Origin of the sequence: Blautia sp. HCP3S3_C4, assembly GCF_052064095.1 — a bacterium.
Lineage (GTDB): Bacteria > Bacillota > Clostridia > Lachnospirales > Lachnospiraceae > Blautia_A.
Map to the genome: position 1 here is coordinate 48553 of NZ_JBQHWF010000018.1, position 20252 is coordinate 68804.

Below are 20252 nucleotides of genomic sequence, written 5' to 3' on the forward strand. Positions count from 1 at the left end.
CAATTCTCCTGTGTTCCGTTTGTGATTATTTCTCCTTATCCATTGCCATATGTATCATTTTTTCAAAAGACGCTCTGAAATGCTCATCATCTTCTGCTGTTCGTTTTCGTGGTCCTTTTAAATGATTCTTTCCGGATGCCCTTCGTGCTTTCTTGTTCAGATGCCGTTCCATAAGCATCTGGTCAATATTCTCATTCGTATACCATTTCCCGGATTGATGAATCGCATATGCGCTCTTTCCAAGTGCCATTGCAGCCACTCCATAATCCTGTGATACAACAATATCTCCTTTATGACAAATACTGATCAGTTTATAATCTACTGCATCTGCACCGGCTCCAACTACAATCACCTCACTGTAATCAGATGATAACACATGATTGGTATCACACAACAACGTTACCGGAAAATTGTGCTCTTTTGCAACTTTTTCAACAATACCGACTACCGGACAGGCATCTGCATCAACAAAAATCTGCATATTTTCTCCCTCAATTACACATAAACGGAGTGCGAACCTCGATGAGATTACCACTGGGATCATACAGTCTTACAAGCTTCTGCCCACCTGCAAGTTCTGTCAGTTCTGTGGCATACCGGACGGAATACTTACCAGATTCATATTTTGCAATCAATTCATCTATATCAAATTCCTCGAAATACAATTCCATCCTGTTATTAAATGGCGTAGAAGTTTCATCCAACGTCTTTCCCCATAAACCGACGTCCTGCAAAACAAGTCCCTCCGATAAGATCACATTACCTTCATTCTGAAGAATCACTTGCAGTCCAAATAAGTCCTTATAAAACTCTATGGATTTTTCTATATCATCCACCACAATCAATACATTTTTCAGCATATCCGTCACCTCGCAATCCGCTTTGGTTATATAATTTTTCCGGACAAATGATCAATCTCATGCTGGCAGATCTGTGCCGTCCATCCAGACAGTTTCTGGCGCTGTTTTTTCCAATTGAAGTCATAATACTCTACTTCAATTTCCTGGTATCTGGTCGTCCTACGAACACCATCCAGGGACAGACAGCCTTCTTCTGTCTCATACATATCATGCTTTGAAACAATCACCGGGTTAAACATAACAACATCTATAAATCCCATATTCACAATGATAATATTCTTCCTTACACCAATCATATTTGCAGCCATACCAACGCACCGTTCCCGGTTCGCCTGCAGTGTGTCCTGCAGATCCTTCCCAATCTGGATATCTGCTTTTGTGGCCGGCTCGGATGGCTGGCCTAAAAAGAAAATGTCTCTTACGATTTGCTTTACCATTTATTTTCTCCTGTATTTAATTTCTAATTTTTATTTATCCTGACCGAAAATCTTTCTCATCGGCTCAAGATTAATTTTACAGCATCAATCAGATCCTCACTGAATCCTTCAAGCTCATTCATCGTTATTACCTTATCTCTGACAAAATACGCAATATCCCATAATGCTGTCGACTTACGAAGTTCGATCAAAACACCTGGATGTTTCTTATCCTGTTTTATTCTCTTTTCAAGTTCCCAAAAATGATCCGAAGCGTTTCCCGGGGATGTAAGCAATTCGACATATTCCTTGGTGAGCTGCTCCATATAATGTTCCTGCCAATCTGAAACACGTTCACGATATAACTTCCAATCTGCTTTTGAAATTTCCATAATTTCTGTAGTCTCCTCGAGTGCCAATTTTCAAAAAAGCACTTACTAGTATTTTTTTACTTTCAATATCAACTCAAGTATAACATAAATACAATTCCTATAGTGAATCTTTCCTACAAAACAAAATTTCTTCCCATCCCTTTTTACTTTTGCTCATGTTCCTTCCTCCTTCTCAATCTTCCATAAACTCGAAATATTCTCGTTCACTGGCAAATAAAATGTATTTGCCTTCTACGTATTCCATGTATCCGTTGCTTGTGTTATAACCTTTCATCTGCCAGTCCCCCTTGATTTCTTTTTCTAATGCTATCAGTTTACACCAAATGGCTGTACAAAAATCCCGACAACCAAAAGACTAAACTTCCTGGATTATTTTTGCATTTAACAGCTGAAGATAGAGAATAGCAAGGACAGGAAGTGGTTACCCACCTTCCGGACATTTGTCTCAAAACAGGAATCCTACTGGAATACTTGCAGATAGATAAGGAAAGCAGCTTATCTTCCTTTGTCACAGTAAGTCCTGTGTCATAAAGCTGATAAGCTGCCATTTTGTTCTGCAGGTATTCTATTTGTTCTCGTTCAACCTTTTCTTTAACTCAAAGATATTCTCCTCAATCCGCTGTATTATAGCCTTAAAATCATCATCTGATTTCCCCGTTGGATCATCAAGTCCCCAGTTATCATCAAATGCTCTTCCAATAAAAGGACATCCCACATTACAGCCCATTGATATTGCGATATCAACATCTGGGATATCAGCAATCAGCTTACTATACTGACCATTTGCTTCCATGTCTATTCCATAAATCTCTTTCATGACACGAACGGCATCCTGATTAATCTGAGGCTTTGTCTCTGTTCCGGCCGAATAGCTTTCAAATATATCTGATGCCAGATGTTTTCCCAATGCCTCTGCTATCTGACTACGGCATGAATTATGAACACAGATAAATGCGACTTTTTTCTTATTCATGAAATGGGCACCTCTCCTTAATACATTGATTGTTCTTATCAGAATGAATACACTTTATAACAGGCTTTTCCATTTGTATATTGAAATTCTCTGCCACATAGTCAATCGCTGAGATTATGGCCATATAAGAATCTCTTTTACAACATCTTGGTCCACCAATGCTCCCGATTGCATCAAGTGCCTTGGAAGTCATTTTATTAGCCAGACCCCAAGGTTCATTTTTAAGTGGAGTCGCTCCTGAGATTATTGATATAAACATTCCTGTACTAATTCCAGCACCACAAGCACCCCAGAATCCACATACGCCACCCGGAACAGCTTTTCCTCGATTCATCATTTCAAGCAGAGCTTCCGGCAAATCAATCTCACCACCTGCATTTTTATATGCAGCAAGGAGCGCTGAACCAACCATAACATGATGCTCTGGTCCATGCATATGACAGAATGGCTGTTCCATCATTTTTCTTATAATTTCTATCGGATTCTTAGATATTTCACTAAGACATATGTCTATAATTACATCCATTCCTTTTGTATGGCATTCATTACATACATAATGGCCCTGCTCACATCGGGTTTTGCTTAATTCCTTTTTATGGCATAACACACACTCCATCATTTCATCTTTTTCAAGATATACAAGTGGAGCTTTACATATAATACATTCTTCTTTCATTTCCATTTCCTACCTTCCCAAAGCTTCAATAAATGAACTTACCTCTCTTATTACTTTTTTATTCAGAGAATAATGATGCCACTTACCTTCCTTACGATCATTTACAAGCTCACAGTCGACCAATATTTTCATGTGATGTGATAAAGTAGGCTGCGTGATATTGAATTTATCCAGAATCTTACATCCACATTTTTCTCCGTCTGACAGCATCTGAACAATCTCCAGCCTATTTGTATCCGATAATGCTTTACATATCAGTATCATATCTCTTGTTTCCATTTTCGCCGCCTCGCATAGACATTTGTCTATGTATTAATTTATCGTACGCATAGATACTTGTCAATGTATATCCATTGAATTTTTACGCATAAGAAAAGGATCATGCTCTTCACATGATCCTTCAAAGTCTTTTTTGATGATGCCATTATACAGCTATTTCATATTTTTCTTTCAGATTATTCAGCATGCTGTACTTAATCATTCCTTCCAGCTGCATTCTCCCAACTACTATCCCAGGTGCAATTCCCTGTTCCTTTGCAAATTGGAGCACGCTTCTCTCTGAATAATCTCTACCTCTTCTGAAAGCCTCGAATTCCTCGGATGTTATCAGCGTCTCACCAGACCATTGGTCAGCAGCTTTTTCATCATCCTCAGATGTACCGTTAGGCTGTCCTACGTGGCCGAGAGCAATGTGGGCAAGTTCGTGAAACAAACTAAACCAAAACTTATCCGCGTCCTTTCCTCTTGCCGTAAGTCCAACAACAATCTTATTTCCATCCATAAAGGAAGCTCCCTGAAGAAAAGATCCTTTAAGGTGTGGCAAAAATACTAAAGCTATTCCACAATCTGCAAGGCATTTCTTTATCTGAGGGCAGAATTCCTTTGGCTTAAGCACAGTCATTTTTCGTAACTCGGGCATGGCGGAAATTAAGCTTTTAATATTGATCGGTGCGGTTTGGATATCCCGTGCCTTAATCTTTGCTTCCTGAGCCCAAGCCATCAACGCCAGATCACTTTTTTCTGTGATTGCCAGACGTCTACACGCAATTCTTGTAATCTGCTCGCTTCCAAGAAGTGAAAGCTCAACAACCTCAAAGTATTTCCTAAGATTGATAACTTTCTCCTTAGCTTCTCTGGTCTCTGGGACCCATCCAAATTTTGCCATCTCACTATATGGAAATTGTTTTGCCATCTCGACATCAGCATCCATTACGTTTTCTGCTTCTGCCTTAATAATCTTCTCTCTGTAGATTGCCTCAAGGTTATTCCAGAACTTAGCCGGAACACCTAAAACCATCTCTAATCTAACAGCTGTCTCCGGTGTAAGCTGTACGTCACCGTTAATGAGCTTGCTGATATGCTTCTCAGACATATCCATCCTGGCCGCAAACTCCTTCTGACTCATACCTCTGTCATTCAACTGCTCTTTAATTGTCGCCCCAGGTGGCGTTGCAATATAACTGCGACTTCTCACCATAGTGCTACCTCCTTGACTTGTCATCTTGACCATTAATGATAATCGACTATTTCCAAAATGTTCGCTATTTGGATTTCGTCGCCATTCTTTTCGAATACCAATCTGTACGGATGAACCAAATCCACCGCGTATTGTCCTTTCCGATTCTGTGTAAGAGAATGACATCGTCCAATATGGAACTGAATCATCATTTCAACAGTGTCTGCCGCGCCAATTTCATCTATACGCTGATGTATTTTATCGGCCATTTCTCGACCGTAGGTTCTCTCTGCAGCTTTGGCATCCGTACAAACCTTTTTGATTTTGTTGGTTTTGTACGTGATATCCAAACCATCACCTCTCTTTCGGATTTACCTTTGAGGTAAATATATGATAGCACGGATATTCCGTTTCGTCAATCTGCCAGTTTTCTCTGCAGGATGCTCTTATAAATCAATTTTGTCTTATACTCGGCGATTATTGTCTGAGATAAGTGCCGCTTTTTCCAACTTGTTATTCATATCAAGGCTAACCTTGTCCCCTTCATTGATGTTACATTCATAGAGCATGGCATCCTCTGCTTTTATCCTTATTTCTTCGCCCGAAGAATTCGTAAGCGTCACTATTGCCATGACTGGCATTCCTTTCGGTCGTTCTTCACAACCAAAGTCCAAGTCTTCCTCAATTCGTTTTACTGTGTATATCATAGCAATTCCTCTGAAAATAATATTAGAAATCAGTTCTCCATGTTCCTTCGAATTTTCTCTATCAAAGTGACATCTGCCGGTAACCAGGCAACGCTGTCCAGTTGGTCCTTCGTAAGCCATTTTGCAGCTTCCGCTTCTTTTAATTCCAGGTGACCAGTTGTGACCTCTGCCCAGAAGCAATCCATGGAAAGGTGAAAGGTGGGATAGTCATACTCTATAGTATCAATCAAATCCCCTACCTTAATTTCTGTATCCAATTCTTCCATGATTTCTCGCTTTAATGCCTCCTGAGGAGTTTCACCTGCTTCGATTTTTCCTCCTGGAAACTCCCAGCCGCCTTTCAGCTCACCGTAACCACGAGCCGTTGCAAAAATTTTATTCTTTTCTTTCATATTGTCACAGATAACTGCTGCAACTACTTTTATAGTCTTCATCTGTTTCGTACCTCAAATCATTTATTCTTCGTAAATCCAATATGTTAAATAAAAACGCCAGTAGAATACTCCACTGACGCCTTACAAATACTATTGTTTTTTCTTATTATGTATTAATAACTTTACTTATGATTCCCAATAGCATTTGAATCATTCTCTCAAATGACTCCTTAAATTTTTGTATTCTACCCTATCACACTGGCACCAAATGGCATGAACGAAAGTCTTGCCATCTTAAAAAACTGCTTTCCAAACGGAATTCCAACTATCGTAATACACCATATACAACCAACTATCAGATTTCCAAGCGCCATTTCCCAGCCAAAAAATACAATCCATATGAGATTTACCAAGAATGAAAACATACCATTTCCATACACGATTTCTTTTCCAAACGGCCAGAATGCCAAAGTTGCAAATTTAAAGCATTGCAGGCCTACCGGAATTCCAATAATTGTAATACACCATATGCATCCTGCAAAAACCCATGCCAGTCCACCCAGCAATCCTCCAAATATAAACCAAAGGATATTACCTATAGTTCTCATGATAACACATCCCCCTTAAAGTCCTCTGAACATCTGAGCAACATGATTTCTACGATTTCTCAACCAGCTTTACGGCAGAATCTCAAGCCAGTATCCATCTGGATCTACAATGAAATAGATTCCCATCGCTTCATTTTCAAAGCAAATGCACCCCATCTCTTCGTGCTTCTTGTGCGCTGCCTCATAATCCTCCGCCTTAAATGCCAGGTGGAATTCGCATTCACCCAGATTATACGGCTGTGGATGATCTTTAAGCCAGGTAAGTTCCAACTCAAAATCACTTACATCGTTGCTCATATACACAATAATAAAATCATCGGTAGTCTTTCTTCGCACTTCGTGCAGATCAAGGGCCTCGTTGTAAAATTTAATAGATCGGTCCAGGTCTGATACATTGTAGTTTTCGTGAATCATCTTAAATTTCATAGTTCTTCTCCTTTTGTACATTCTGTGTTTCTAATACGTGATTTATATTGCGGATACTCAGTAATAAACCGCTTAATTACATTGGCATCATTCCAGTAATGCATTGGAAAAATGACATTGCAATCTACATTTTTAAGGAAATACAGGATCCCGTCGGCATAGTGATCTCCCTGTCTCGGATCTAAGGGAACAAATGCAGCGTCAAAATGCATACCCTTAATTTTCCTGATCTCCGCACGATATGCTGAAGTAAGTCTCTGGTTGTCAGCTTTCGGCTCACCATCCCAATACCAGTCGTTTAAGTCACCGGCATGATAAATGGTACCTTCCTTTGTTTTGACAATAAATGCGACACCACTATCGTTAGACAGCAATGTATCGACTCTGGTATCATGATCCAGATTATAAGTTTGATCATGATAAACATATGTGATCTTCATATCCGATAAATGATTTCTTTTTCGTATATCATTGGCCAAGGCTGCCTGATAAGTCATCCCCATATCATCAAGAAGCCCAAAGATTTGTGGGTTAAAATGATCCTCATGGAAGTGGCTGCAAAAAACAATTACTTCTTTTTCCTTGTCAAGGTGCGGTAATTCACCCTTGTAATAATCAAAAATATAGTAACAGTCTCTAGTCTCAACTAAAAATCCACTATGATTAATGTAAGTAATTTTCATGATATCTCCTATATAAATCGCTGGTACGGGATAGCAAAATCCTATACCTGCTTTATTTCCGTTCATCTGCACATTTTTTAGTAATGATATTCTATCCCAAAACTGAGGCATTGCGTATATAAATTTCATGTCAATGGAATTATTCTTTTATCTTAGCAAGCAAACCTTTAGTGGTTACTCCCTGTTAGATATCAAATCTCCACCCACAATCGCCATGATAAATCATTTGTTTTGTCATACCACCGTCAATGCAGATGTTTTCACCTGTGATAAAGCCTGCTTTTTCAGAGCAAAGAAACAGTACCATATTGGCAATATCCATGGGATTTCCCACACGATGAACCGGCTGCTGCACTGCATCTGCTCCTGTATATTCGGTAAAGTCAGTATCTATCCATCCCGGAGAGATTGAATTGACCCGTACTCTTCCTGCAAGGCTGACTGCCAACGCATGAGTTAATGCTGAAATTCCGCCTTTTGCTGCGGTGTAACTTTCTGTTTGCGGCTGACTCATGCGGTCACGGGAAGATGAAATATTGACAATGGCAGCTCCTTCAGAAAAATATGGCTGAAATAGTTTGGCCAGATAAAATGGTGCCGTAACACCTACTTTTAATGCATAATTGAATTCTTCATAAGAGCAGTTGTCAATTCCTTTCATCAAAGGTAATGCGTTATTGATAAGATAATCCACATGACCATATTCGGTAATCACATTTTGAGCAAATTTCTCTAATGTATCCTGCTGTGCAAGATCACCGGTAAAGTAAACTCCGGGCTGTTTATCAATGCTGCAGATAAGAGCCCCCTGCTTCTGAAATTCCTCTGCAATAGTCTTTCCAATGCCCTGCGCGCCTCCCGTCACAATCACTACTTTATTTTTAAATTCCATATAAAACCCTCCCCAAAAAATCCGATTTTTATTTCTGCTGCCACAACATTGTATATTCTTTTTCGCCAGTAGCACCATCGAATCCTTCGCATTGGATATCGAACCCTTCTCTTTGGTAAAAAGAAAGAGCTCTGCTATTCTTCTGGTATACATTTAATCGCAATCTAACTTTTTTGTTCTTGATATAATCTAATAAAAGTTTACCTATACCACATGACTGCATTTCATCAGAAACAAAAATACCTTCAATATATTCGTTACTTAGTCCTACAAATCCTTGAATCATTTTATCATCTTCATACACATAGACTTCCGCTTGTAATATCATTTCTTTCACTAATTCATAATTACTTGTCCAATATTGCTCAGGAATAAAATAATGCGCTTTCAAATTGGTCTTTAGCCATATGTCAGCAACTCTATTAATATCTATATTCTGCATCTTTCTGATCATAACAAATATTCTCCATCCACTCCCGATTTCCGGGCATCATTTTTAAAACACGCTCTAATACTGATTTTACCGTACTTTTTAGTCTCAGTCCATCCTTTATACCCAAGCGACAGAAAAAGCACCTTAAATACCGAGAAAGAAAAACTAAACCTTAAAATGATAATTTTACAAAGCCTATTACTTGTTGTTAGTTCATAATTTATGTATAATAAAATTCATATAAGAAATACACGCTCAGCATGTAGTCTGAAAGATAGATAATCCTCATGTTTAGCGCTATACAGGGAGGAAATTCTCATGGGTAAACAATCCACCCGGGAAAACAAAACAATTTATCAGCTTTGCCGGGAAGCGGCAGGACTTACAAGAGCAGAGGCCAGTGAAAAAATGAATGCTGTCTCTGCTTCAAAAATTGAAAAATTTGAATATGAAACACAAGAACCTACGCCTTATGATATCCTTCAGATGGCAGATGCCTACAAAAGACCAGATCTTTGCAATTATTATTGCTCTCACAAATGTGAAATCGGCTATCGTTATGTTCCAGAAGTAGAAGTGACCGATCTGTCAAATATCATTTTGGAGACAATTGCCAGTCTAAATGAAATCAATCCTCTTACCGGTCGTCTGATTCAGATTGCCCGTGACGGTAAGATCAGCGATGATGAAATAAAAGATTTTGCTTATATCAGTAAAAAACTTGATGAAATTTCTTTAGCCATAGACTCTTTGAATCTTTGGGTAGATAAGACAGCTGGAGAACAGAGGCTTAATCTCAAACTCTTAAATGCTGAGAAAGAAAAATTAAAATAATCCTTTTTCTTCTCCTGTTCCATTATGAATGTGATGTTACCAATGCTATAATACCACCGACAATCAGCAATGGAAAAGCAATGTACATCAGTCCACCTACAACCATACCAATCAATATCACCGGGAAGAAAATAACTGTACAAAGCAGTTTCATAATTCCCCAAGATGCTCTTAACCCAAAAACCAAAAATTTTCCTACAAACCAAATCATACAAATTGTAAATAATAATAATAATAACATTTTTTACTCCCCTATCACACGGGCACCAAGATCAACTATTTAATTCCTGGAACATTTTTCTGCATCAATCGCAAGTACAAACATCAGAGCATTCAACGCATTTCCTGGATCCTGCACATCAATAACATATGTATCAGTCATATGAAACAATTCTTTACTAACCCGTGCAATTGAATAACCGCTTCGATCAAGAATGCTATAATCCCATTCCATAATTGTTCCATCAATATGCCATCCATTATAATCAATATTATAATGTGGTGTCAGGAATGAAAATTCTTTGCTTAGGCATCCGATATAACTGCCGTTTTTATAAATTTCAAATTTAGGAAGGAAGGTAAGAACTTTCTGAACAACCATTCCTACTTCATTTCCATAAGCATCATAAATTGCAAGTTTATGTCCCCAGGACAACTGGCCCTTTACTACATAAACAGTGTTGCCTGCTTCATCATAGATATCATAGCTGTCAAACCATGAAAACAGCCTTTGTTTAAATAATAGCTTCATAACTTTTCACCGCTCTCTCCAACAGACATAATAGGTTCTTTATAAGTACCATAATACCATGCCAGAACGCCTAAAAAAACATGTAAATCGAAGAATTAACCCATCTTATTTCGCAGATTATGATAAAACATATCTTTCCAACGCCACCTTCCTGGTTTACTACGAATATAACGCTGCGCTTGAAATGGATCTTTTTTATAGAAAATAATTTCACGAATGTGATTAGAAAACAATAAAAGCGTTCAAAAATGTCAGCTAAACCAACTAACATTTTCGAACGCTTTAAAGTCCGTCCCCGAGAGGATTTGAACCTCCGACCCCTCGCTTAGGAGCAAGGCACTCAGTACCTTGCTCCTTGTTTATCACTGTCTTATGAAGTTCTTGAAAAGCCTTGATTTACGGGGTTTTTTAGCTATCGTGGGAACCTGATTGTCAGTTCTTATATGGTCCCGGATAGGCCCCGTTTTGGCCTGTTTTGTTTGCAAAATGTTGGCATGAGCTAATTTAGTTCTCAGTACCGAATTGCCAAACATAAAAAATTGAGTGCTTATAACAACGCCAATAGATTTATCGGCTACCGATTCCGTACTTTCTCGGAATTGATAACTCTATTAAATTATTAACCTGTTTTTTATGATCTCTACTCTTATATTATATTCCAAAACACACGCATTGTGTACCCCTGATTTGGTCAATGGAGTTCTTATTCGTCACCGGCTTCGCTGCTTTGCTATTTCGTGGGGCTTCATCAGCCGGCTCTCAGAAAAACTGCTTCGGTGGTCAAAACTATCCCCCGTCCCGGCAGCTTCACCTGGTATCGGTAAGATACATCCGTAAAACACGTTTTACGGATGATCAGCGGTCGTCAAATGAATTCAAGCAAGCTTGATTCATTTTCCTCGTCACTATGACATATATCATGCCTTACCATATCATGCAACAATGTACATAAAAGAGTTTCGATTTTTAATGGTCGCCAACTTGGCTACCATTAGCCAGAGCATTGTTTTATGCAAAGAAAACTGCAAATCTGGGCGAGTTGGCGAAGGGGTGAGCTTATCTTTTCAGCCATTTGCAATCTCTACATTTTTACCTGCAAAGGCGATGCCATATTTTACGATTTCCTTGATTCCACGGTCCTTCATATCTGTATCATAGTGCTTATCCTCAATCTGTTTCAGAGCCTCGTCGGCGGATGCAGATAAACCAGCATCATTCTTTGTCGCTTTGAATTCCATGATAATACCTGGCAAAGAATGCACCTTAGGCTCCAACACAAGATCGAATCTTCCCTCTCCGGATTCCCTGTTTGATCTGATGTAATATCTTGAAGACATACCTGCTGCCAGTCCCAGCATCATGCCATGGTAAAAGCCTTCTGCTGCTCCATCAAAACAACTGATGCAGGTAATCATATATTTCCGGAGGAATTCCTGAAGTTTCTTCCCATCATTCAGATACAGTGCTTTTTCAAGTCCAGCCATGACATTGCCATCTACTGTCCCCCTGAGCCAAGATAAAATCTCTGTATTGTAAACTCTGCGAATCTCCTTATTCGGTAACGCCAGTTCCATAAATGTCCCAAATTCTGTTTCAACCGCATCACTTACCGGTTTTAAATATCCTGCAAGTAATAAGAAACTGAAGATGGTATCTGTTCCATCCGTTATTCTCGGATAGATGACATCCATATTTAACGATGCCTGAACGGTCTGCCCCTGCAACAGTGCAAAAAGGTTTTCTGCAATATCCGGTGTAAGAGATATCATGATCTCCCGAATGATCTCATTATCACTGGTATTGGTCCAATATGGTTTCGCCTGACAGTTATTATAGAAATAATTGGCAACAGACCAAGGATTATAGATTTCTGTACTTCCAAAACGATATCCATCGTACCACTCACGAAGTTCTTCCAGTTTTGCCTCCTGTCCGTAGTATGCTGCCATGGTATTCACTTCATCCACGGTAAATCCAAAGTATTTGCTGTATTTCTCATCAAGTACAGAATTTACGATTGGATTATTAAGTCCACTAAACAGATTCTCCTTTGACACACGCAGGATACCGGTAAGAACGCCAAAAGCAAGAGAAGGGTTATCCTTAAGACCACCGGACATAAAATTACGCATAAATGTAATCACTTCATTATAGAAACTTCTGGAATGTCCCTGTTGGATTGGAGTGTCATACTCGTCAATGAGAATGACTACCTTAGACTGATGATGTTTTTCCAGCATGCGTCCCAGATTCAGGAGTGATCTGGTATACTCCACATCACTCAGCTCATCCGTCTGCATTCTGGACAAATAATCCTGTTCCACCGGATTAAGGCTGTCGCTTGTAAAAAGCTCATCGTGCCGCATAAATTCATCACGGATCACATTTTTAATTGCCGCATAAGTACTGGCCCAATCCGAAAACTTTGCATCTTTGAAAGTGATGGAAATCACCGGAAATGCACCTTGAATCTTCTGATATTTTTCACCGCATGCCCAAATCTGTTTATCTTTAAAATAAATAGATGTATCCTCTTTCGTTTTTTCAAAAAACGTTTTAAGCATATCAAGAGCAAGTGTTTTGCCAAATCTCCGTGGTCTGGTAAACAAAATGACCGGAACCTGATCGTCAATCAAATCACGAATCAGAAGCGTTTTATCTACATAATAGCTATTCTTTACTACATCCATGTAAGATGTATTACCGACTGCGCAAGAAAGGATCTCTCCATTTTCTTCTTTAGGCTTTGCGGTACCCAGGTATGCATATACCGTCTCTTCCGGAACCATCCAATTGCGACCTTTTCTTAAAGCACCTTCCAGTTTTCCCGCATTGCATAATCCAACTACTCTTCTGGTTGATAAGCCCATGATCCCGGCGGCTTCTTTTGTTGAAATATATCTAATATCGGTCATATTATCGCCCCTTTCGGAAATATCATAACATATATCGGAAACTTCATCAATGTATTTCCGTTAAATTTCCCCTATTCTCCCTCTGCGTTTCTGAGTGAATGTCCGGTTCCCTGCATTCGTTATACCCATTATACCCACTTATTTTTAATACAGGCGGGTATAATGGGTATAACAAAAAGAACCTCCGAAGAGACTCATATTTATTGGTCGCCATCTTGGCTACCATTTCGACGCAAATGAAAAGAGAGTACTTTTCCCTTTATTTACTTTCCAGTGACTTGGCCAAAGTAGATAAAAGTGCTGCCATCTCCGGATTGGAAAGGACCTTCGCCAGGAGCTCTGCATCCACATTTGTCGGGAGTTCTACTGTCTTTCCGGCCACATTGGCATGCATGCTCGGATCCAGATTCTTCCTCTCGTAAAAGGCCTGCTCGAAGAGTTCCGCATTTTTTCTGCGATCATCATCAATGATATGAGAGTATACATCGGTGACCATATTGATCTGGGAATGACCGGAATCTCCCTGTACCGCCTTGATGTCACCGCCATTTAACTTCAGCTTGTAGGTAACACTGGTATGACGAAGGCTATGGAATACTACCGGTGGAAGATCATGTTCCTTGATCAAATAACTTTCTGATCTGACAATCATACTCAAGGATTCCGATATTCAGAGCATCAATAATCACACCAAGCTGCGTGTCATCAATATAGACCCTGATTCTGAATTCGCCATTCATATCATAACATTCTGCTTTCGGAAAATCGCATGGATCATCTTCGCATGGAAGCGGTCTTCCGAAATCTACTGTATAACCACCCTCCGGTTTCAGAAACCATGCTCTTCTATAACGGAACTCCTGCTGCATATCATAGGCGATTGCAGCCTTCGCATTTCTGTCCGGCGAAAAAATACCATAACTTCCGTTTAATGAATACTTGCGCAATCCCGGCAGGATGATATTTCGTATATCCCAAAACTTTCTGCGAAGTGTATCATCCCATGCATCTAGCTGGCTACAGTTTCTGTACCATCTGAGATCCCATAACATATGATCATACTGACCTATCCATATTCTTGAATAGAAATCCAATGCATTCAGAACAATGCGAATCTCATTATCTGTAAATTCGAGTTCATGCATGCTGAAACACCTCCTCTACATGACACGATTAAATTCCATAAAGAGTCTATTTCTCGTGCTGTTTTTTCTGTTTCCATTCATACACTTTCTTATACGATCCTTATAATCTGCTCCCAGATCAAGATCTCCGCCGCATTCACATTTCGATTATCATGATAATGACCGAAAAACCATTTTTTGAACTTACACTTCTGGCGTATCTCCTCCAGATATTCATTCAGATAATCCTTGGAATAAAGTCCATGTCCAAGCAAAGCCTGGGTACTTGTAGCACAACTGTGTGTAACAATAAAGTCAACTTTATTATCATGCTTCTCCAAATTCTGTCGGCCTTCCTCCATCTCTTCTTCCGATGGTAATTCCTGCTTCCACCAGCTCCAATGATTAATACAAAACGGCAAGTATCCTCTGCTTAATGTGGCATACTTTTTTTCAAACTCCGTATCATCCGGTTCCAACACTCCCCCTTGGATATCATGGCTGCTGGCCCCGCCGAAGCTGAATATCTTCTTTTCTTCAATTTCAAATACCTGCCCTCTCATAAGATGGAGAACAGATTCTCTTATCTTATGAACCTTGCCGCCGTGCCAGTCCTCTACCGGATATTGGTATAAGCGATCAAAGTTCTCATGATTACCACACACAAACAATGTGGTAAACGGCCTGGAATCCAGCCAGTCCAGAACCATTGTTTCTTCCGGACTTTCTTCATCCTTATGCCACACACCGCCGAAGTCGCCACAGATAATCACGTAATCTTCTTTTGTCATCTCTTTCTGCTCAGGGAAAATGCTCGGATTGAACCGTTCAAAATTTCCATGGCAGTCACCGGTTATAAAAATCATCGGCATTTGCTCCTTCAGTAATTTAGTCCCACAAGGCAAAGAAGTGTTCTTTCATCAAATCCATAACTTCATCTTTGCAGTCTATTCTATACTGCTCTAATTTCTTTTCTTCGTCCATGTATTTTTCCGATATTTCTTTGTATTCGGGTAGTTCACTCATAAAGTGGACAGTTCCACCGCCGCCTCGTTTTCGGTTGGCTTCCAGTTCTTCCGGTGTCTGAAGTTTTTGCCCAAGTACACCATATTTATCTCTGAATTCATCGAGAGCTTTCCTATACTCCTCTTCGTATGGATTCTGTTTAGAGCATGTTCACGATTGCCAGAGTTCTGCTTTTTTCTCCCAAACCGCACATTACGAAATCGTGCCTGTTCCATATATTATTTGTGTGTCCTTCCTCGAGGGCCTTTTTTCTTCTTTTCTTAAGCATCTGATCCCTCCTAAACCCGTACAGTATTTCACAATAATTGAAATACTTTAATCTTATCAACTTCTATTACGGTTGTCATTCTACACGTAGTATAATAGCCATCCCTTACTCGTCATCATCCTCCGCAAGCAATCTCTTTAGCATATATTCCCTGTTATCCAGGAACATCTTTGTGATCTGATAGCTTTCCGTATCCTCATACCGAATCTGCCGGATGCTACCTTCATCAAAAGAAAAAATATCCGCATCCGGGATAGCAAGCAAAATCGGCGAATGTGTTACGATTACAAACTGTGCACCCTTTTGGGCCATCTTCACAAGATGGATTAATAATAAACCATTTATCAAATTCAAAATATAAGTGGCATTCTTTACCGGCTACCACTACCGTATACATGATGCCTGTTCCACCCGCTTTACGGCTGGCGCATCTGTCTTTAGATTTCACCTTGTCAATTTCGTATTTCCTGCCGTCTTCCCAGACAAAAGCCATCGGCATCATGACTCCGTCCTTATCAAATCTGGCAACTACTTCTACATAAACCTTGCTTGATTCCATTCATAACCTCCATCCTTGAGCCATGGCTCAAAGCTAACGTGCAAAGTAACCTACCGGATGAACGGTGTGGGATCCCTGTGCATCCAGCTTTGATAATATCTTGTCTTGATACATAAACGCCCGCTGTATACTGAAATATCCAAACCGTCGCCTGATCTCATCTACAGCTTTATCCATCTTCTCCTGTTTGGCCCGCTTCTCTTCATTCATGAACAAACTCATCTGCACCGGAATGTCTGCCGTAACCAGGTCTGCGCCTCTGACACCAAGACTTCGTATCGGATGGGACCAGTCATAATTGTTTCGAAACAATTCCATGGCAGCATTCATAATCTCGTCTGTGATATCCGTCGGCTCTCGCAGATGCATCTGCCTGGAAAAATGATAGAGACTATTATCCCGGATGGAGATTACTACAGTGTTGCATTTAAATCCATGCTTCCTGAGTCTGGCCGATACACTCTCTGCCAATGCCATAAAGATAATCTGAACATCCAGATCATTTTCCAGATCACGAGGCGTAGTCGTGCTGTTTCCAATGGACTTAATTGGAGCCGAATAGCCCTCTGTAGCTACCGGTGACTCATCCCATCCATTTGCAAAGGAATGGATCACAAGCCCCATCTTGCCAAGTGTTTTCAGGAGAAAATCCGGATTCGTACAAGCCAGATCACCGATGGTATGAATACCATACTTCGACAAAGTCCTGTTGGTAGATCTTCCGACATAGAGAAGATCCGATGCTGGCAGCTTCCAGATCAGACTCTTATAATTCTCCCGATTGAATTCGGTAATCGCATCCGGTTTCTTGTAGTCACTGCCAAGCTTTGCATAAATCTTATTCCAGGAAATACCCTCGCTGACCGTAATGCCAAGTTCCTTTTTGACTCTGGCACTGATCTCATCTGCGATCTTACGGCCATCACCCTTCAAGGAAATACTGTCGGAAACATCCAGCCATGCTTCATCACAGCCATACGGTTCAATCTTATCCGTATACTCGCCGTAGATTTCCCGAAGCATCGAAGAGAACTTCAGATACAAATCCATTCTATGAGGCACAAAGATCACATCAGGACATGCCTGCCTGGCCTGCCATAAAGCCATACCGGTTTTTACACCATGCTTCTTCGCGATATAATTTGCCGTAAGCACGATACCATGTCTGGCTTCCGGATCGCCGCCAACAGCCAGTGGCTTGCCGGCAAATTCCGGATGATACAGCATTTCAACACTGGCATAAAAGCAATTTGCATCGGAATGGATAATCACACGATCCATGAGTTGCCTCCTTTCTTCTCGAACATTTGTTTGTCTCTCTATATTGGTAGTATATAGCGATTTATACTCGAAGTAAAGACGCACATGTGCAGTATTTCGATTTATAATCTATTTTGCTTGCTTTTGGGAAATAATTGCGTTATAGTCTATATAGGAATTCAATACCTTGGGAGGTGACTGGTTTGTATAGAGATTTTGGTATGACACTTGCTGCCAAGAGAAAAGAAAGGCATCTGAATCAGCTGCAGCTTGCTGATCTTTTGAATAAGAAAGGGCTGGAAGTAAAATCCGGGTCCATCAGTAAATGGGAAAAGAATGTGAATTCGCCAAATGTCATTCAGTTTTTTGCCCTCTGCGAGATTCTTGGAATCGATAATATTAATGATACTTTCGGCATTGCTATCGAAGAAAACCTCTTCGCCCAGCTCAATGAAGAAGGCAAGAGAAAAACGATTGAATATATGAATCTGCTGATCAAAAGCGGAATGTATGTCCGGGAAGAACCTGTCTACATCACAAACAGAACGCTTAAAGTATTTACAGAACCTGCTTCTGCCGGTACCGGCCTTTTTCTTGACTCTGATCAGTATGAAGAATTTGAAGTCGGTGATGATGTCCCTGCAACCGCAGACTTCGGCATCCGTGTTTCCGGTGACAGTATGGAACCTGTCTATGTAAATAAACAGATCGTATGGGTTCATCAGCAGGACCAGCTGGAAAATGGCGATATCGGAATCTTCTATCTGAACGGTGACGCTTATATTAAAAAATATCAGAAGAACAAAGATAATGTTCAGCTGATATCTCTCAACAAAAAATATGCTCCTATCCAGATCAAACCCGGAATGGAGCTTCGAACCTTCGGAAAGGTCGTAAAATAAAATCAAGGCTGATGCCGGCACTGGAAATCACATCCATGACAGCATCAGCCTTCTCTTTTCTTCTCTCACTCATACCAGAAGACATCTTCCACAGGCTTATGGAAATATCTGGCGATACGAAACAGCACCTCATAAGATGCTATCTTCTGCTTTCGCTCAATTCTTCCAATCGTGTCCGTACTGGTTTCCACCAGCAGGGCTAGCTGATCCTGTGTCAGTCCCTCCTCGGTACGTAGCTTTTTTAAATTCGTCTGGAACTCCATCACACCACATCACCATCCCGCTAATTTTTAGTCCGTCTGCTCCTAAAATGTAGCATAAAGCAATGTACAAAAATCCCGACAGCTAAATTTTCTAATAGTTCTGAAGCACATCCAGCATATACTCTTTATACTGCTGCTTCACATTTTCCGGACCAGTAATCTTCATTCCGGATCCGATACCGGTTACCCATCCGAAAAACTGCGGACTTACCGATACAAGTACTCTGGTTTTGAAATGATCTTCTCCCTGCGGGATCAACCATACATCATGTCCAAAGCGATCGATGATAACACCAGCCAGTTCATTCTTGCATTCCAGCGTGACTTCCGCATCTACACCGCCGTACATTCCAAAGGTCTTCTTGGCAAATGCAGCTAAATCAAAGTTCTTGAAGGATTCTTCACCCTTACGATCTGTTTCCAGGATCTCTGTATTCTGCATCTTATCTACACGATAATGCTTGATAATTCCAGTCGCTGCATCATAAGCTACCAGATAATAATTCTCATCATCCCAAGTCAGTGCCCACGGGCTGACAACATAGAATGCACCGTCTCTCTTCAGTTTCAGTTCTTTCTTAACCGTCCACTCTGCATAATGGAACTTAATTTCCTTATTCTCGTAAATTGCCGTATGAATATAGTCCACATTGTAATAAACAGTTTCATTCTCTGTCTTCGGACGGTTTACGATGAAAACATATTTGGAAAGCATTGCCGCATCCGTCCTGCAGCAGAGCTTCTCTAATTTCGTTATCAGTTCCTTGGATTTCTTCTCCGTAATAAATTTAGAAGACTGTACAGCATCCACCAAAAGTTTTAACTCCGGCAGTTCAAAATCTCTGGCACCAATATAATAGCCAGGATTTTTTCCCTTCTTCTGCTGGATATCCAGTCCGAATTTCTCAAGGATCTCCATCTCTGTATATATCGTTCTTCGATCCGTACTGATCCCATATTCCTGATCCAGAATCGTGCATAATTCCGATGCGTTCAGCATATGCGTATCATCGGTACGTTCCAGAAGGATTTCCATCAGGCGTAAGGTACGGAGCTTCTGATCAAAGGAAGCCATGGTATATCACCTCATATATCCTATATTTTTACTTATTCCCATAAGGAGCTTTCTCCTCTGACACCATCTGCATACCGGCAGTCTGGTTGCCAAAGTCCAGATAGTAAACCTTGGCAGGTTTTCTTGCCTGTATCTCACCGGCCAGTCGCTCCTTCAGAAGGGTATTTCTCTATCAATCTGCATATTCTTACTTCACCACCTTAGTGGTCCATTAAATTTCTCTGTTTTAGTTCATATGCTGTCTGATTTTATCAATCAATGTAATATCTGCCGGCAGCCAGGCAACACTGTTAGCTTCCAGTGATTTTTCTACCTAAAGTACTCCGAGCCCTTTCTCATGCGAGAAAAGGCTCTTTTCTTCGTCATTTTTACCAACGAT

At 40.3% G+C, this 20252-nt stretch carries 30 protein-coding genes; 2 read left to right on the forward strand and 28 right to left on the reverse strand.

Annotation, left to right across the window (positions count from 1 at the left end; translation table 11 throughout):
* Window positions 1-25: 25 nt before the first annotated feature.
* The 16 genes from ACTNC6_RS14235 to ACTNC6_RS14310 form a co-directional block, all read right to left on the reverse strand.
* A complete protein-coding gene (locus ACTNC6_RS14235; protein WP_441044411.1) occupies window positions 26-481 on the reverse strand; it encodes a YaiI/YqxD family protein in 456 nt (151 codons plus the stop codon).
* Window positions 482-491: 10 nt separating this feature from the next.
* Window positions 492-860, reverse strand: a complete 369-nt coding sequence (locus ACTNC6_RS14240; RefSeq protein ID WP_303242933.1) for a VOC family protein — start codon at window positions 858-860, stop codon at window positions 492-494.
* Between the two features lie 26 nt (window positions 861-886).
* Window positions 887-1297: a peptide deformylase gene (locus ACTNC6_RS14245; protein ID WP_441036603.1), complete on the reverse strand. Its 411-nt coding sequence runs from the start codon at window positions 1295-1297 to the stop codon at window positions 887-889.
* Between the two features lie 56 nt (window positions 1298-1353).
* The gene (locus ACTNC6_RS14250; protein WP_026648564.1) at window positions 1354-1668 is read right to left on the reverse strand and encodes a multidrug transporter; all 315 of its coding nucleotides are present in this window, start codon (window positions 1666-1668) and stop codon (window positions 1354-1356) included.
* 565 nt (window positions 1669-2233) lie between these two features.
* A complete protein-coding gene (locus ACTNC6_RS14255) occupies window positions 2234-2641 on the reverse strand; it encodes an arsenate reductase ArsC (protein ID WP_441036604.1) in 408 nt (135 codons plus the stop codon).
* Window positions 2634-3323 carry a DUF5714 domain-containing protein gene (locus tag ACTNC6_RS14260; protein WP_441044412.1) on the reverse strand — a complete coding sequence of 230 codons (690 nt, stop codon included), beginning with the start codon at window positions 3321-3323 and terminating at the stop codon, window positions 2634-2636. The genes ACTNC6_RS14255 and ACTNC6_RS14260 overlap by 8 nt, the downstream gene beginning before the upstream one ends.
* A gap of 3 nt (window positions 3324-3326) precedes the next feature.
* On the reverse strand, window positions 3327-3596 hold the full coding sequence (locus ACTNC6_RS14265) for an ArsR/SmtB family transcription factor (protein ID WP_441044413.1): 270 nt from the start codon (window positions 3594-3596) through the stop codon (window positions 3327-3329).
* A gap of 145 nt (window positions 3597-3741) precedes the next feature.
* The gene (locus tag ACTNC6_RS14270) at window positions 3742-4794 is read right to left on the reverse strand and encodes a HigA family addiction module antitoxin (protein ID WP_441044414.1); all 1053 of its coding nucleotides are present in this window, start codon (window positions 4792-4794) and stop codon (window positions 3742-3744) included.
* Window positions 4795-4826: 32 nt separating this feature from the next.
* Window positions 4827-5123 (reverse strand): type II toxin-antitoxin system RelE/ParE family toxin, encoded by a 297-nt coding sequence (locus tag ACTNC6_RS14275; protein WP_441044415.1) that lies wholly within the window; start codon window positions 5121-5123, stop codon window positions 4827-4829.
* Window positions 5124-5237: 114 nt separating this feature from the next.
* A complete protein-coding gene (locus ACTNC6_RS14280) occupies window positions 5238-5480 on the reverse strand; it encodes a hypothetical protein (protein ID WP_441044416.1) in 243 nt (80 codons plus the stop codon).
* 29 nt (window positions 5481-5509) lie between these two features.
* Entirely contained in the window at window positions 5510-5914 is a 405-nt protein-coding gene (locus ACTNC6_RS14285) for a (deoxy)nucleoside triphosphate pyrophosphohydrolase (protein WP_303242938.1), read from the reverse strand.
* A 185-nt stretch (window positions 5915-6099) separates the two neighbouring features.
* Window positions 6100-6462 (reverse strand): YccF domain-containing protein, encoded by a 363-nt coding sequence (locus ACTNC6_RS14290; RefSeq protein WP_008704887.1) that lies wholly within the window; start codon window positions 6460-6462, stop codon window positions 6100-6102.
* 69 nt (window positions 6463-6531) lie between these two features.
* A complete protein-coding gene (locus ACTNC6_RS14295) occupies window positions 6532-6888 on the reverse strand; it encodes a VOC family protein (RefSeq protein WP_441035926.1) in 357 nt (118 codons plus the stop codon).
* Window positions 6885-7571, reverse strand: a complete 687-nt coding sequence (locus tag ACTNC6_RS14300; protein WP_441044417.1) for an MBL fold metallo-hydrolase — start codon at window positions 7569-7571, stop codon at window positions 6885-6887. Before ACTNC6_RS14300 ends, ACTNC6_RS14295 begins: the two co-directional genes overlap by 4 nt.
* A gap of 184 nt (window positions 7572-7755) precedes the next feature.
* Window positions 7756-8463, reverse strand: a complete 708-nt coding sequence (locus ACTNC6_RS14305; protein WP_441044418.1) for an SDR family oxidoreductase — start codon at window positions 8461-8463, stop codon at window positions 7756-7758.
* 28 nt (window positions 8464-8491) lie between these two features.
* Window positions 8492-8917 carry a GNAT family N-acetyltransferase gene (locus ACTNC6_RS14310; protein WP_441044419.1) on the reverse strand — a complete coding sequence of 142 codons (426 nt, stop codon included), beginning with the start codon at window positions 8915-8917 and terminating at the stop codon, window positions 8492-8494.
* A gap of 297 nt (window positions 8918-9214) precedes the next feature.
* Here ACTNC6_RS14310 and ACTNC6_RS14315 point away from each other — a divergent pair, with 297 nt between their 5' ends.
* Entirely contained in the window at window positions 9215-9730 is a 516-nt protein-coding gene (locus ACTNC6_RS14315) for a helix-turn-helix domain-containing protein (protein ID WP_062807550.1), read from the forward strand.
* 22 nt (window positions 9731-9752) lie between these two features.
* Here ACTNC6_RS14315 and ACTNC6_RS14320 read toward each other — a convergent pair whose 3' ends face one another.
* The 10 genes from ACTNC6_RS14320 to dinB form a co-directional block, all read right to left on the reverse strand.
* Complete coding sequence (locus ACTNC6_RS14320) at window positions 9753-9971, reverse strand: hypothetical protein (RefSeq protein ID WP_441044420.1); 219 nt, start codon at window positions 9969-9971, stop codon at window positions 9753-9755.
* 39 nt (window positions 9972-10010) lie between these two features.
* A complete protein-coding gene (locus ACTNC6_RS14325) occupies window positions 10011-10481 on the reverse strand; it encodes an LURP-one-related/scramblase family protein (protein WP_441035934.1) in 471 nt (156 codons plus the stop codon).
* A gap of 1064 nt (window positions 10482-11545) precedes the next feature.
* On the reverse strand, window positions 11546-13396 hold the full coding sequence (locus ACTNC6_RS14330) for an AAA family ATPase (RefSeq protein ID WP_441044421.1): 1851 nt from the start codon (window positions 13394-13396) through the stop codon (window positions 11546-11548).
* A gap of 259 nt (window positions 13397-13655) precedes the next feature.
* Complete coding sequence (locus ACTNC6_RS14335) at window positions 13656-14048, reverse strand: tyrosine-type recombinase/integrase (RefSeq protein ID WP_441044423.1); 393 nt, start codon at window positions 14046-14048, stop codon at window positions 13656-13658.
* Entirely contained in the window at window positions 14008-14541 is a 534-nt protein-coding gene (locus ACTNC6_RS14340) for a hypothetical protein (protein ID WP_441044424.1), read from the reverse strand. Before ACTNC6_RS14340 ends, ACTNC6_RS14335 begins: the two co-directional genes overlap by 41 nt.
* A gap of 89 nt (window positions 14542-14630) precedes the next feature.
* Window positions 14631-15386 (reverse strand): metallophosphoesterase family protein, encoded by a 756-nt coding sequence (locus ACTNC6_RS14345; protein ID WP_441044425.1) that lies wholly within the window; start codon window positions 15384-15386, stop codon window positions 14631-14633.
* Window positions 15387-15408: 22 nt separating this feature from the next.
* Window positions 15409-15546 carry a hypothetical protein gene (locus tag ACTNC6_RS14350; protein WP_441044426.1) on the reverse strand — a complete coding sequence of 46 codons (138 nt, stop codon included), beginning with the start codon at window positions 15544-15546 and terminating at the stop codon, window positions 15409-15411.
* Window positions 15547-15685: 139 nt separating this feature from the next.
* On the reverse strand, window positions 15686-15814 hold the full coding sequence (locus ACTNC6_RS14355) for a hypothetical protein (RefSeq protein WP_441044427.1): 129 nt from the start codon (window positions 15812-15814) through the stop codon (window positions 15686-15688).
* A 226-nt stretch (window positions 15815-16040) separates the two neighbouring features.
* Window positions 16041-16373 (reverse strand): hypothetical protein, encoded by a 333-nt coding sequence (locus ACTNC6_RS14360; protein ID WP_441044428.1) that lies wholly within the window; start codon window positions 16371-16373, stop codon window positions 16041-16043.
* A 33-nt stretch (window positions 16374-16406) separates the two neighbouring features.
* On the reverse strand, window positions 16407-17654 hold the full coding sequence (gene dinB, locus ACTNC6_RS14365) for a DNA polymerase IV (protein ID WP_441044429.1): 1248 nt from the start codon (window positions 17652-17654) through the stop codon (window positions 16407-16409).
* Between the two features lie 182 nt (window positions 17655-17836).
* Here dinB and ACTNC6_RS14370 point away from each other — a divergent pair, with 182 nt between their 5' ends.
* Complete coding sequence (locus ACTNC6_RS14370; protein WP_441044430.1) at window positions 17837-18535, forward strand: XRE family transcriptional regulator; 699 nt, start codon at window positions 17837-17839, stop codon at window positions 18533-18535.
* 65 nt (window positions 18536-18600) lie between these two features.
* On the opposite strand, the gene ACTNC6_RS14375 is transcribed toward ACTNC6_RS14370, so the two are convergent.
* Window positions 18601-18798 (reverse strand): helix-turn-helix transcriptional regulator, encoded by a 198-nt coding sequence (locus ACTNC6_RS14375; RefSeq protein ID WP_441044433.1) that lies wholly within the window; start codon window positions 18796-18798, stop codon window positions 18601-18603.
* 91 nt (window positions 18799-18889) lie between these two features.
* The gene (locus ACTNC6_RS14380; protein ID WP_441044431.1) at window positions 18890-19873 is read right to left on the reverse strand and encodes a helix-turn-helix transcriptional regulator; all 984 of its coding nucleotides are present in this window, start codon (window positions 19871-19873) and stop codon (window positions 18890-18892) included.
* Window positions 19874-20252 lie beyond the last annotated feature (379 nt).